The 12,302-nt window shown below is 56.4% G+C and carries 11 protein-coding genes; 3 read left to right on the forward strand and 8 right to left on the reverse strand.

The window, feature by feature from the left end:
- The first annotated feature begins 93 nt into the window (after positions 1 to 93).
- Complete coding sequence (locus AC6I8B_RS21950; protein WP_157354249.1) at positions 94 to 2,640, forward strand: excinuclease ABC subunit UvrA; 2,547 nt, start codon at positions 94 to 96, stop codon at positions 2,638 to 2,640.
- A gap of 55 nt (positions 2,641 to 2,695) precedes the next feature.
- On the opposite strand, the gene AC6I8B_RS21955 is transcribed toward AC6I8B_RS21950, so the two are convergent.
- The 8 genes from AC6I8B_RS21955 to budA form a co-directional block, all read right to left on the reverse strand.
- Complete coding sequence (locus AC6I8B_RS21955; RefSeq protein ID WP_010256862.1) at positions 2,696 to 2,950, reverse strand: Txe/YoeB family addiction module toxin; 255 nt, start codon at positions 2,948 to 2,950, stop codon at positions 2,696 to 2,698.
- Positions 2,947 to 3,198, reverse strand: coding sequence for a YoeB-YefM toxin-antitoxin system antitoxin YefM (gene yefM, locus AC6I8B_RS21960; protein ID WP_010256861.1), 252 nt, complete (start codon positions 3,196 to 3,198; stop codon positions 2,947 to 2,949). The genes AC6I8B_RS21955 and yefM overlap by 4 nt, the downstream gene beginning before the upstream one ends.
- 184 nt (positions 3,199 to 3,382) lie before the next feature.
- Positions 3,383 to 4,222 (reverse strand): MBL fold metallo-hydrolase, encoded by an 840-nt coding sequence (locus AC6I8B_RS21965; protein WP_045139830.1) that lies wholly within the window; start codon positions 4,220 to 4,222, stop codon positions 3,383 to 3,385.
- A gap of 167 nt (positions 4,223 to 4,389) precedes the next feature.
- Positions 4,390 to 5,703, reverse strand: a complete 1,314-nt coding sequence (locus tag AC6I8B_RS21970; protein ID WP_157354252.1) for a CitMHS family transporter — start codon at positions 5,701 to 5,703, stop codon at positions 4,390 to 4,392.
- Positions 5,704 to 6,043: 340 nt separating this feature from the next.
- Complete coding sequence (locus tag AC6I8B_RS21975; RefSeq protein ID WP_124890774.1) at positions 6,044 to 7,495, reverse strand: flagellin N-terminal helical domain-containing protein; 1,452 nt, start codon at positions 7,493 to 7,495, stop codon at positions 6,044 to 6,046.
- Positions 7,496 to 7,700: 205 nt separating this feature from the next.
- Positions 7,701 to 8,474, reverse strand: a complete 774-nt coding sequence (locus AC6I8B_RS21980; RefSeq protein ID WP_163763561.1) for a (S)-acetoin forming diacetyl reductase — start codon at positions 8,472 to 8,474, stop codon at positions 7,701 to 7,703.
- Between the two features lie 21 nt (positions 8,475 to 8,495).
- Positions 8,496 to 10,175, reverse strand: a complete 1,680-nt coding sequence (gene alsS / locus AC6I8B_RS21985) for an acetolactate synthase AlsS (protein WP_346454720.1) — start codon at positions 10,173 to 10,175, stop codon at positions 8,496 to 8,498.
- A 14-nt stretch (positions 10,176 to 10,189) separates the two neighbouring features.
- A complete protein-coding gene (gene budA / locus AC6I8B_RS21990) occupies positions 10,190 to 10,972 on the reverse strand; it encodes an acetolactate decarboxylase (protein WP_033781025.1) in 783 nt (260 codons plus the stop codon).
- Positions 10,973 to 11,076: 104 nt separating this feature from the next.
- Between budA and AC6I8B_RS21995 the strand changes: the two genes are divergently transcribed.
- Positions 11,077 to 11,982, forward strand: coding sequence for a LysR family transcriptional regulator (locus tag AC6I8B_RS21995; protein ID WP_497817792.1), 906 nt, complete (start codon positions 11,077 to 11,079; stop codon positions 11,980 to 11,982).
- A gap of 71 nt (positions 11,983 to 12,053) precedes the next feature.
- Positions 12,054 to 12,299: a hypothetical protein gene (locus AC6I8B_RS22000; RefSeq protein ID WP_010256845.1), complete on the forward strand. Its 246-nt coding sequence runs from the start codon at positions 12,054 to 12,056 to the stop codon at positions 12,297 to 12,299.
- Positions 12,300 to 12,302: the final 3 nt, after the last annotated feature.

Genomic DNA, 12,302 nt, shown 5'->3' on the forward strand with positions numbered 1-12,302 from the left:
CGGATAGCCTGAACGCCGGATTAGCATCTGCAATTTTTAGTCATTAACGGCAGGCGATCGTGAATCTGCCGTGCATTATCAATCAGGGAAATCATGACAGAACAACGCAACGCCGATCATTACCGTGCTGATGAGCACATTGATCCTTATATCTCGGTACAGGGTGCAAGAACACATAATCTCAAAGATGTTTCGCTGCGATTTCCCCGTAACGCCATGGTGGTGTTCACCGGGGTTTCAGGCTCCGGTAAATCGTCCCTCGCCTTTGATACCCTCTATGCGGAAGCCCAGCGCCGGTTTATCGAATCGGTGTCGCCACATGCCCGTCGTCTGATCGATCAGGCTGCTGCACCGGATGTGGATAATATTGACGGACTTCCACCCGCGGTGGCGCTTCAGCAGAGCCGGGCTGGCGCGCAGGAGCGTTCAACGGTGGGCAGCCTCACCCGAATTTCTGTCACGCTGCGTCTGCTGTTTTCCCGTGCGGGCGTAAGGCCTGAAGGCGTTCCCTTTATGACCGCCGATTTTTTCTCGCCTAACAATCCTGAAGGTGCCTGTCCGCATTGCCAGGGACTGGGAAGAGTGCACACCGTTAAAACCGAGTCGATGGTACCGGATAGTTCACTGAGTATCCGCCAGGGGGCTATCGCTTCCTGGCCCAGAGGCTGGCATAACAAAAACCTGCGCAGCATCCTTGAGACGCTCGGCTACGATGTCGATGCGCCCTGGAATACGCTTTCAGCCCGCGACCAGCAGTGGATGTTACTGACTGACGAACAGCCATCGGTGCCGATTTTTGTCGGTCTGAATGCTGAGCAGCGCGAAAACGCGCTGGCGGCGGGCGAAGAGCCGGCTTATACCGGCACGTACACCAGTGCAGCAAAAATCGTGCTGCAGAGTTATTCGGGTGGCAGCGAGACGACGAAGAAACGGCTGGCGCGCTTTGTGACGGTCACTCCCTGTTCTGAATGCCACGGTAAAAGGCTAAACCGGGATGCGCTGTCCGTGACCTTTGCCGGGCATGACATTGCCAGCCTGAGTGAGCTGTCGGTCTCTGAGCTCGCTGAACTGCTGAAGCCTTATGCGCGTGGCGCATCACCGGACCTGCCGGCAGAGGCGGCACTGCGTGAGGCGGTCATCCGGATGGCGTCGGATATCTGTATGCGGCTTGAGCAGCTGGAAACGCTGGGTCTGGGTCATCTGGCGCCGGGACGCCGTACCACCGTACTCTCATCCGGCGAGCTGCAGCGCGTGCGTCTGGCCACTCAGCTGATATCGCGGCTGTTTGGCGTGCTTTATGTGCTGGATGAGCCGTCAGCCGGGCTGCATCCCGATGATGTCAAATCGCTGCTCGCATCCCTGAAGAACCTGGTGCGTGCCGGTAATTCGCTGGTGGTCGTCGAACATAATATTGACCTCATCGCCGAGGCAGACTGGCTTATCGAGGTCGGCCCCGGTCCGGGAACGCATGGCGGCGAGATCGTCTATAACGGCGAACCAGCAGGACTTGAAGAAGTCAGTGCGTCACCCACCTCGGCCTATCTTTTCTCACGAAGCTATACCGGGCTGCGCCAGCGCCGGCCCGCAGAGAGCTGGCTCTGCTTTGAACAGGTCTATTGCAACAATATTGCCGGAGTGGATATCGCCATCCCACTGGGGAGAATGACGGCCGTCACCGGCGTGTCCGGCTCCGGAAAATCGACGCTGCTGAATCGCGTGCTTCCGGAAATGCTCGGACGTTTTGACAAAACGCCTGACATCGAGGAGGGCGAGGAAGAGGATCTGGTGCCGGACGTTAAGGGTCAGGTTGTCAGCGGAAGTGACGCCATCGGCCGATTGGTCAGAATCGATCAGCGTCCTATTGGCCGGACGCCACGCTCAAATCTGGCCACTTACACCGGATTTTTCGATATCGTCCGCAGGCTGTTTGCAGACACCGACGCGGCGAAAGCCAAAGGCTTCAGCGCTAGCCGGTTTTCCTTCAATCTGCCAGCCGGACGCTGTCCTGCGTGTGAAGGGCAGGGACAGATTTCGATTGAGCTGCTCTTCATGCCGAGCGCTACCGCAACCTGTTCCGTCTGCGCGGGAAGCCGTTATAACCCCGAAACGCTGGAGGTGAAATGGAACAACCTGACGATAGCGGATGTGCTTGATCTGACCGTGGACGACGCCACTAAGGTGTTTCATGGGCATGACGGGATCCAGCGTTCGCTTAAGGCACTGACGTCGCTGGGGCTGGGATATCTGACCCTGGGTCAGCCCGCCACTGAACTCTCTGGCGGCGAGTGCCAGCGTATCAAGCTTGCCTGGGAGCTGCAGCGGGTCCAGCGTACGCCCACGCTTTATCTGCTTGATGAACCTTCGACAGGATTGCACCCGTCTGACATGGATAAGCTGCTGGTAGTGCTGGATGAACTGGTGAAGCGTGGTCACACCGTGATCATGGCGGAACACAACATGCGCATAGTGGCAGAGGCGGACTGGGTGATTGATCTGGGTCCCGGCTCGGGTCTTAAAGGAGGAAGGATTGTCTCCTCCGGCTCACCGGAAGAGGTCAGCGCATCTGCAGAGAGTCTGACTGCACCCTGGCTTTCCGCACAGCTGAAAAAGAGGGCGGGCGATCCGGATTGCGGTGGATGATTACGCCGCTGAAACTGGTGCATTGTAAGGGCTCAGGCGCAAGCTCCTGAGCCCGTCAGTAATGATAACGGCATGATGCAATCAATAGAGCATCCCCGCTGACAGCGTACACCAGCCGATGTTCTGCCGTGATTCTGCGTGACCAGAAACCTGCAAGATTATGCTTTAACGGCTCGGGTTTTCCTTTGCCTTCAAAAGGCGTCCTGCTGGCATCTTTGAGCAGCTCGTTTATCTTTTTAACGGTTTTTTTATCGGCATCCTGCCAGTAGAGATAATCTTCCCAGGCTTCTGCGGACCAGGTTAGTTTCACTCAATAATATCCCTGTCAGTCCCGTTACCGCTTTGCAGGCTTTCGATAGAATCCATCAACCTGCGCGCATTTTTAGGTGACCGCAGCAGGTATGCCGTCTCTTCCAGTGAGTTATATTCCTCAAGCGACATCAGCACACAGGATTCACCGTTCTGGCGAGTGATCAATACCGGCGCTTTATCTTCAACTGTCTGAACCATAGTGGCAGACAGATTCTGTCGGGCTTCGCTGTAACTGATTGCTCTCATAGTACCTCCGTAGTAAGTAATACAAATCATTGTACAATGATAAGCTATGACAAGGAAGCTTAAGTGAGAAGACTGGATATGAAATCGCGAAAGCGACAAAGTAACAGGCGCCTGACAAACCATAACCCTGAGTTTTCATCCGGTCACCATGCTGCTCGAATCAGTGAATACGGGTATTTTCTCATCAGCGCAGCGGCGCATTAACCTGTAACGCATCCAGCTCACGGGCATCATGACTGCAAAAAAAGGTGATTTCGCCGCCGCGCTGGCAGGAGAGCTCACGCAGTCGCTGCTGATTGTGTCGTCTGGCCACGTTATCCATGCCCATCATCCACTGGTAAAAGCGCAGTCCCGGCGTGCAGTGCCGCGTCTGCTGCCGCATTTCGCCGCGGTAAAACCAGGCATCGCCGCCGTGCAGCAGCCAGCCATCGGGTTGCTGAATCGCGATACCCGCGTGACCCGGCGTATGGCCCGCCAGCGGAACTAACAAGATCTCCGGCGGTAAGTCACGCAGGCGATTAACCGCCTCAAAACCAAACCACTTTTCTCCCTGCGGCTGATAGGTCTCCCAGTTGCTGATCCCACCCCATTGTCCGGGCCGGTAACGTTCCCGTGACAGCCAGCTATGGCGCTGATGCGCAGTATCAACCTCCTGCTGCAACAGATGGATTCGCGCCTGCGGAAAATCGGTTAGTCCGCCAGCATGATCGAAGTCGAGATGGGTCAGAATAATATGCCGCACATCCTCAGCCCGGAAACCCAGTGACGTAAACTGTGACAGTGCGGTCAGTTCATCGCGGCGCTGAATATTGTTTAATGCGCGGAAAAAGCCGGACAGGCGGCTGCCGGGCGCATGGATATCCTGACGACCAAAGCCGGTATCCACCAGCACCAGCCCGTCGCGATCCGTCTCAATCAACAGACAGTGACAGACCAGATGTGCTTTCAGGCCTTTACTGAATCCATCATAGAACGCGCCGCCCAGCGGACACATACAGCCACAGTTAAGGTGGTGAATTTTCATCGGGCCTCCATAGGGGCAATGGGGATATCTCTGAGAGGCTACGGCCTGTCCGGCGCGTAGCACATCAGCCTGGCTATAGAGTGTAGAGAGGGATGACGCAGTAGGCGGAGCGGTGAAGCGGATAACCGGGCAAAATTGCCGGTTATCCGCCAGAAAGCAGAGGATTATCAGGTGTGGAACAGCGGGAAAGCACCGGTCAGCAGACCGCCTGCCATCAGCACCAGACTGACCAGAATCCCCCACTTAATTGCAAAGCGCTGGTGGTCGCCGATGTCGACTTTCGCCAGACCCACCAGCAGGTAGACTGACGGCACCAGCGGACTCAGCAAGTGGAATGGCTGGCCGACAATAGAAGCGCGGGCAATCTCTTCTGCGGTAATGCCGTAGCCGGCCGCCGTCTGGGCGATAACCGGCAGAATGCCGAAGTAAAAGGCATCATTCGACATAAAGAAGGTAAACGGCAGACTGACCAGCGCGGTGAACACCGCCAGGTAAGGTCCGAAGCTGGGCGGGATCACCGCCAGCAGGCTCTTCGCCATGGCGTCAACCATGCCGGTGCCGGAGAGGATGCCGGTGAAAATACCGGCGGCAAAAATTAATGCGGTCACAGCCAGCACGTTACCGGCATGAGAGCTGATGCGGGCTTTCTGCTCCTCCAGCGTGGGATAGTTGAGCATCACCGCAATCGCAAACGCCAGCATAAACAGGATCTGAATCGGCATTAAACCAATCACCAGCAGCACCAGCAGCACGGTGGTCAGGATGAAGTTAGGCCAGAACATTTTCGGACGGCGATTGGCTGCGCACTCTTCGGCATCGCCCAGCCCCAGCTCAATGTTGTCGAGATGATGATCTTTTATGGTCATCACGCCAAGGCGCTTACGCTCACGCAGGCCAAACAGCACCGCCATCGCCACCAGGCTGGCGCAGGCCAGCAGCATCGCTGGCAGCATCGGAATAAAGATGTCGAGGGCGTCAATGCGCAGTGCCGCTGCGGCACGGGCTGTCGGACCTCCCCAGGGTGAGAGGTTCATGATGCCGCTGGCGAGGTTCACCAGACAGGTCATCATCAGCACGTTCATGCCCAGCCGGTGATAGAGCGGCAGGAATGCGGCAATGGCAATCATGTAAGTGGTAGAGCTGTCACCATCCAGAGAAACCAGCAGCGTTAGTACCGCCGTTCCGACCAGCACTTTCAGGGGGTCACCGCGCACCATCCGAAGAATAAAGCGCACCAGTGGGTCAAACAATCCGGCATCGATCATCAGACCGAAATAGAGAATGGAGAAGGTCAGCATCACGCCGGTAGGGGCCAGCTTTTTGACGCCGTCCAGCATCATGGCACCCAGACCTGCGTAAAAACCGCCAATCAGCGCAAATATGGTTGGTATCAGGATCAGCGCAATCAAGGCTGACATGCGTTTGGTCATGATCAGATACATGAAGCAAACAACCATGGAAAAACCCAGTATCGTCAGCAAATTAACAGCCCTCGCAATGGCGGAAAAGTAATGAAAAAGTTACATACCGGCAGGAAAATTCAGGTAATTACTTAGCGTGGTAATGATTAACCTGTTGTTTTAATTAACCCTGCATTCAAAGATGATAATAAATAGTTGTCAGTATTTAGCATTTCTTTAACAAAGAAGGGTGATCATGATCATCTTTAAACGGTTCTTAAACGAGATTGTGTGACTGAGATCAAAGGGTGTCGAAGTGTAACCGGGGTTTCGGGCCAGCTGAGGCTGAATCAGGCGGGTAGTAGAGTGGTGGAGAAACAGGGTAACCGGCTGAGCCATGATGCTCAGCCAGTTAACGTTATTAGCTGCCTAACAGCTGAATAATCATCTCAGGGGTTTTATTCGCCATTTTGCTGACGGCCGTCTGACCCTGCTGAATAATCTGGCTGCGTGCCAGCTGGCTTGCTTCTTCAGCATAGTCCGCATCCTGTATGCGGCTGCGAGCCGCTGAGGTATCCACGCCCTGCTGCGATAACACATTACGGTTCGATTCGTAACGGTTGATCTTTGCGCCATAGGTCGACTGATAACCGCTGATCTTCTCGAGCGCGCTATCCAGTGCTTTCATGGTGGTTGAGATATCGCCCTCTGTAAGCAGCGTTGTGTTGTTCAGCCCCAGCGTTTTGGTATCCGATGGCGTTGCCGGAATAGTATCCGACTGAATCGGCTGACCGTAATCGGCGCTGGTGACCACCTCCATAGGTTCGCTCTTCTTCGGCGGCGTTGCAGGCAGGCTTTTGGGTTCCGGCAGATTTCCCCAGGTCAGATTACCGGTGAAGGAACCATTGCCCACCACCACCACAATCAAATCCTCGCTGACGGTATCCAGCGTGATGCGCTCAAGCCGGTTACTGGTGATGGTGCCGTTGTTGAAATCGCCGCTGGCGACATCCTCATAGCGATCGCCGTCACCGCTGTAAGTGATGTTCATGCCGTTGTAGGTGCTGCTGTTACTGCCTGCCAGCGTCCAGCTCGGGCCGCCCTCCAGCAACTGCGAGCTGTCATAAGCCGCACCGCTGGCAAATCCGTTACTGCTGGTCAGCAGGCGACTATCCGCGGTAGCCGCATTAGTGATGCTTTTGCTGGCCCAGGTGTAATCAGGCGCACTGCCGTCCAGCGGTGTACCGACCAGGTGCTTACCGTCGCGGGTAAAGAGCTGGAGGTCGTCATCCATACCCAGTGAGTCAATGGTGATGCTTATCGCCGTCGAGCCTGCCGGGATATAGGCCAGCGGGATCACGCCAGAGGTAAAGGAGTAATTCTTGCCCGGCACCGGAAACTTCGTGTTGATAGGGTCAACGTTACCCAGCTTCGCAGGCGGTAGATCGGGATTATTCGTCGCCAGTGGATAGCGGCCAAAAATCTCAGTGTGGTCTGCCACTTCATTGATGCCTGCCATAATCTGCTGATACTGGCCGTTGATGCTCTGTCGATCGGCGTCCGACAGCGTGCCGTTAGCGGCCTGGACCGACAGGGTGCGCGCCTGGATCAGCAGATCGACGATGCTGCCAAGGCCGCCACTGGCGGTCTGGGAATAGCTGATGGCGTCATTGAGGCCACGCGCTACCACCGCATCGGCATTAATATTGGCCGTCATGCGGTTGGCAATCGCCTGACCTGCCGCGTCATCTTTGGCACTGTTAATTCTCATCCCTGATGATAACCGTTCAACCGTTCGTCCCAGAACAGAGTCAGTGCTGTACCGCGTTTTGTTCGTAATCGCGGCGGTTTCGTTATGGTTGATCGTTAACATGGTCGCTTCGAACAGGGAGAGGAGTCTCTGTTTTATCGGCAGGGTGATAAGCAGCTTTAATCTCTGTGGCGACAAAAAGGCAGGAAATACGGGGGCAGACGGTCAAGAGGCTGATGGTTAACCGCTTTTCAGATAAAAAAAATTAACGGTTCAACCCGGTCAGGAAAAACGCCTGCCACGCGATGACGCAGCAGGCGAACGAAGATTAGTTAAACACCATGCCGCCATCAATCAACAGCGACTGACCAGTCATGTAATCGGAGTCAGGACTGGCCAGGTAGGCGACGCAGGCAGCCACATCTTCCGGTTCAGAAAGACGTCCCAGCGTAATGCGTTTCGCAAATTCCTCGGTGCCGTAGCCGGCGGGCTTGCCGGCTGCTTCAGAGATCTGGCGGTCGATCTCTTCCCACATCGGTGTTCTGACAATGCCAGGGCAGAAGGCGTTGACCGTGATGCCGGCAGGTGCCAGATCGCGGGCGGCGGTCTGCGTCAGCCCGCGCACGGCAAACTTACTGGAGCTGTAAACCGCCAGCTCCGGATTACCGACATGACCCGCCTGAGAACAGGCGTTGATGATTTTGCCGCCGTGGCCTTCTGCAGCAAACGCTTTAATCGCGGCCTGCATGCCCCAGATCACCCCTTTGACATTGACGTTGTAGACCTTGTCGACCACCGCTTCGGTGATCTCAGCAATCGGCGTGGAGGGCGCAATACCGGCATTATTGACGATGACGTCAAAGCCGCCCAGCGTGCGGCGCGCCTCTTCTACCGCTGCCATCACCTGATCACGCTGCGAGACATCGACTTTCAGCGCAATCGCTTTGCCACCCTGCTGGTTGATCTTCTCCGCGACCTGGCGTGCGGTCTCCTGATTAAAATCGGCTACTGCAACCGCCAGTCCATCTTTCGCCAGACGCAGGGCGATCGCTTCACCAATGCCCTGGCCTGCGCCGGTCACAAATGCCACTCTGTTTTTCATCATGATTTCCTTTTTGAGAAATTAAAGAAGCTGGCTCAGATGCAGCTGACCCATCAGCAGCGGGTTGTCGGTGTAATCGACCGGCACCGCGACCACGGCGGGCCCCTGAACATCCATCGCTTTACGCAGCGTCGGCTCCAGCTCTGCCGCGCTGGTCACCGCAAAGCCCGCTGCCCCAAACGCTTCGGCGTAGGCTTTGAAATCGACCGGCCCAAAATTGACGCCCGAGACGCGGTGATATTTTTTCTCTTCCTGCATCGCCACCATGTTGTAGGCGTTATCGACCCAGACGATGTGCAGAATGTTGGCTTTTAAGCGGACGGCAGTTTCCAGCTCCATGCTGGATTGCAGGAAACCACCATCGCCGGAAACTGAAACCACTTTGCGCTGCGGCTCGACCAGCCAGGCACCAATCGCCCACGGCAGGGCCACACCCATCGTCTGCTGACCGTTGGAGATCATGATCTGACGGGCGCGGAAGCTGTAGAGGTAGCGGGCGATCCAGATGTGGAAGCTGCCCATATCGACGGTAAGGCTGACGTCACTGTTAATGATGTCCTGCATGGCGCGCACAATGCGCAGCGGATGCAGAGCAAACTGATTGAGGCTGGCACCCTGCATCGCCAGCAATTTGCGCTGCTGCTGACGATCCTCAAGGATGGTGGCGGCTTCCGGGGTCAGCTGGAGTGGGGCAGTGATGCGCGCGGCGAGTTTACGCACCGTGGCGGCGATATCACCCACCAGTTCTGCATCCGGCAGATAGCGGTTGTCGGTCTCAGCGGGTATTACGTCGATATGAATCAGGGTGGCGTTACCGCTGTTCCACATCGCCGGTTCATATTCCACCGGGCTGTAGCCGATGGTGACGATCAGGTCAGCCTGTTGCAGCAGCCTGTCGCCCGCCTGGTTGTTAAACAGCCCGACGCGCCCGGCGAAGCGTGAGAAGTGATCCTGTCTGACCGCTCCTGCTGCCTGATAGGTGCTGGTAACCGGAATGTGACTGCGTGTCAGCAGCTCATGAATCGCTTCGCTGTTCTCTGTCTGGCTCGCCATTAATCCCAGCAGGATGACCGGATTTTTAGCCCCGGCGATGGCCTCGCTGACGGCGTCGATCATTGACTCAGGTGCGGCGCCCAGTACAGGGCGGCCTTTGCTGCTCAACGCTTTGCCGGTAACCGGCTGATCGACAATATCCTGTGGCAGGCTGATAAAGGCACCGCCGCCCCGGCCATGTTCGGCGTGGCGAAACGCATTCGACAGGCATTCAGAAAGTGCAGCGGGGTCGGTGACCTCAACCGCATATTTAGTGATTGGGCGAAACATTGAAACCGTGTCCATGCTCTGATGAACCTGCTTGGCGCTGTCGGAGCGCTTCACCTGACCGCCGATAGCCACCACCGGATCGCCTTCGCTGGTGGCGGTGGCCATGCCGGTGATCAGGTTGGAGCAGCCCGGCCCGGAGGTGACCAGCGCCACGCCCGCATTGCCGGTAAGGCGGCCCACTGCGGCGGCCATAAATGCAGCGTTAGCTTCGTGGCGAACCGGGATGGTCTGGATGGAGGAATCCAGCAGTGAGTCGAAGACTTTATCAATTTTTGCGCCAGGAATGCCAAAGACGTGGCGGACGCCCTGTGCCTCAAGTTGCGCCACCACCAGGTCAGCGCCACAGGTCCAGAGTGTGGTATCGGTTGGAGTTTTCATCGTCATTCCTCTGATTAGCTTTCTACCGCACGAATCGCGGCGTCAAGATTGGCGGGGTTCAGGTCGGCATTGAGAAAATCGCTGTCCTGCGGCAAATCCACGACCAGCTTGCTGATGGCACCAAAGGTCAGCGTGCCCTGTTCCAGCGCATAATCGAGAATGTGGCCGCCGCCTTCGCGGTCGTCGGTAATAAAATGTTCGTGATAGCCCGCAACGTTAATGCCCTGCATATATTGCGGTGTACGGAATCCGATCAGTTCGCCCGCGCGCTGGCTGAAGGCAAAGGTCGGCTGATCGCCCAGCACTTCCGGCATTGAGCGATAGGGACGACACTGGCATGGCACGGTGCGGGTCTCGACGCGACTGAAACGACCGCTGATGCGCAGCGCGCAGAACTGGTTATCGGAGGTGATTTCGTTGTCGATCACCTGATGGATCGCCTCACGCGACATCGGCCGGTCAAATTCATACAGATGCTGCGGTTTAAAAAAGGTCATCACGGCGAACGGAGTTTTCTGCGCCGGATCGGCCGGGTGCGCACTGCCGTCGGCGTGCAGCTGATAGACCTTGCTGTCAAACGCGATCATCTCGCCATCCAGCCGGTTAAAGGTACCTAGGCCGAAATCCCCTTTACGCAGCAGGTCGGCAATACGGACATTGCCGTCGTAAACGCCGCTCAGCAGCGCACTCATTAAAGAGGTCTGATAGATAACGCTTTCTGGTGCATCCTGTGAAAGCGTCAGGACAGTATGTTTTAGTTGATCCTCACAGGAACAATCAGTTACACAATTGCTCATTTGATGCCTCATCGATTAACCGTTAAGCCGTGTTAACCTAATGGTGAACCGATTCAGTCGGTGGGTCCAATAGCGAAACCTGTTAACTTTGAGACGTTTTTGATATGGAACTTCGCCATCTGCGTTATTTTGTTGCCGTAGCCGAGACGCTTCACTTCACTCGTGCCGCCGAGATACTGGGCATATCGCAGCCGCCGCTGAGTCAGCAGATACTGCGGCTGGAGCAGGAAATTGGCACACCGTTGCTGAAGCGCCTGACGCGCGGAGTGGAACTCACCGAAGCGGGCAAAGCATTTCTGGCGGATGCCCGGCAGATTGTGCAACTGGCCGATCAGGCGCTGGAGAACGCACGCGGTATTGCGCGCGGGATCAGTGGTCAGCTGTCGCTGGGCTTTGCCAGCTCGGTGGCGTTTAATCCACGCATCTTCACCCTGATCCGCCAGTTTAAAGAACGTTATCCGGCGATGGAGCTGCTGACCCGCGAAGAGAATATGTCTTTGCTGATGCAGGATTTACAGGAGGGATTGCTGGATGCCGCTTTTATCCGGCTACCGTGTGAAAGCAGCAAGGCGTTTAATCTGCGCGTCATCTCCACCGAAAAGATGCTGATTGCGCTGCCGCGCTGCCATCCCCTCAGCGGCACACCCACCGTGGCACTATCCGCGCTGGCGGGAGAAACCCTGGTGATCTTCCCACGCGACGTCTCGCCCAGCCTGTATGAGTTGATTGTCACAGCCTGTTTGCGAGCGGGCTTTTCGCGCCACACTTTTCAGCAGGCTCCGCAGATCACTACGTCGCTGGGCATGGTGGCGGCGGGCTGCGGGATTGCGCTGGTGCCGGAGTCGATGCGCTGCGTCGATAACCCCGGGGTCAGCTTCTGCGATATCGAAAACAACACGCTATTTACCGACGTTGCCTTTGCCTGGCGTCGGCTTCATCCGTCAAAAGCGGTGCTGCACCTGCTGGCGCTGCTGGCAGAACAGCCTGCGGCACCAGGCGAAGCGGGTTGATAAGCGCCAGCTATTGAACTGAAAACAATAATCAACTGGCGGCACGGGGCCGGGATGCCAATAATCGGTGCATGACTACATACCGCGTAAGAGTCGGGTTTCACAACCCGTCAGCCCTGACATTCAGGCAACTGGATGAAATTCTGGAGCCGCAGCGATTCTGGAGAACAGATTCTGCGGGCGGCCAGTTCCGCTATTTCATGGAGTATGAGTACCAGTCTGACGTGCGCGATCTCTGCTCGGTCTGCTCGCTAGCCTACAGTCAGGCCTGCAAAGTCAGAAAGTGCCCGCTGATTCTGGTCGAGGTGATGAACTGATCC

It is taken from the genome of Pantoea sp. X-Soil-ISGK-285 (assembly GCF_059730815.1).

Bases quoted from the DNA above. Each gene is read 5' to 3' on its own strand.
- AC6I8B_RS21950 (WP_157354249.1), top strand. From the start codon at position 94: ATGACAGAACAACGCAACGCCGATCATTACCGTGCTGATGAGCACATT.
- yefM (WP_010256861.1), bottom strand. From the start codon at position 3,198: ATGAGAGCAATCAGTTACAGCGAAGCCCGACAGAATCTGTCTGCCACT.
- AC6I8B_RS21965 (WP_045139830.1), bottom strand. From the start codon at position 4,222: ATGAAAATTCACCACCTTAACTGTGGCTGTATGTGTCCGCTGGGCGGC.
- AC6I8B_RS21975 (WP_124890774.1), bottom strand. From the start codon at position 7,495: ATGTTAACGATCAACCATAACGAAACCGCCGCGATTACGAACAAAACG.
- AC6I8B_RS21980 (WP_163763561.1), bottom strand. From the start codon at position 8,474: ATGAAAAACAGAGTGGCATTTGTGACCGGCGCAGGCCAGGGCATTGGT.
- alsS (WP_346454720.1), bottom strand. From the start codon at position 10,175: ATGAAAACTCCAACCGATACCACACTCTGGACCTGTGGCGCTGACCTG.
- budA (WP_033781025.1), bottom strand. From the start codon at position 10,972: ATGAGCAATTGTGTAACTGATTGTTCCTGTGAGGATCAACTAAAACAT.
- AC6I8B_RS21995 (WP_497817792.1), top strand. From the start codon at position 11,077: ATGGAACTTCGCCATCTGCGTTATTTTGTTGCCGTAGCCGAGACGCTT.
- AC6I8B_RS22000 (WP_010256845.1), top strand. From the start codon at position 12,054: ATGACTACATACCGCGTAAGAGTCGGGTTTCACAACCCGTCAGCCCTG.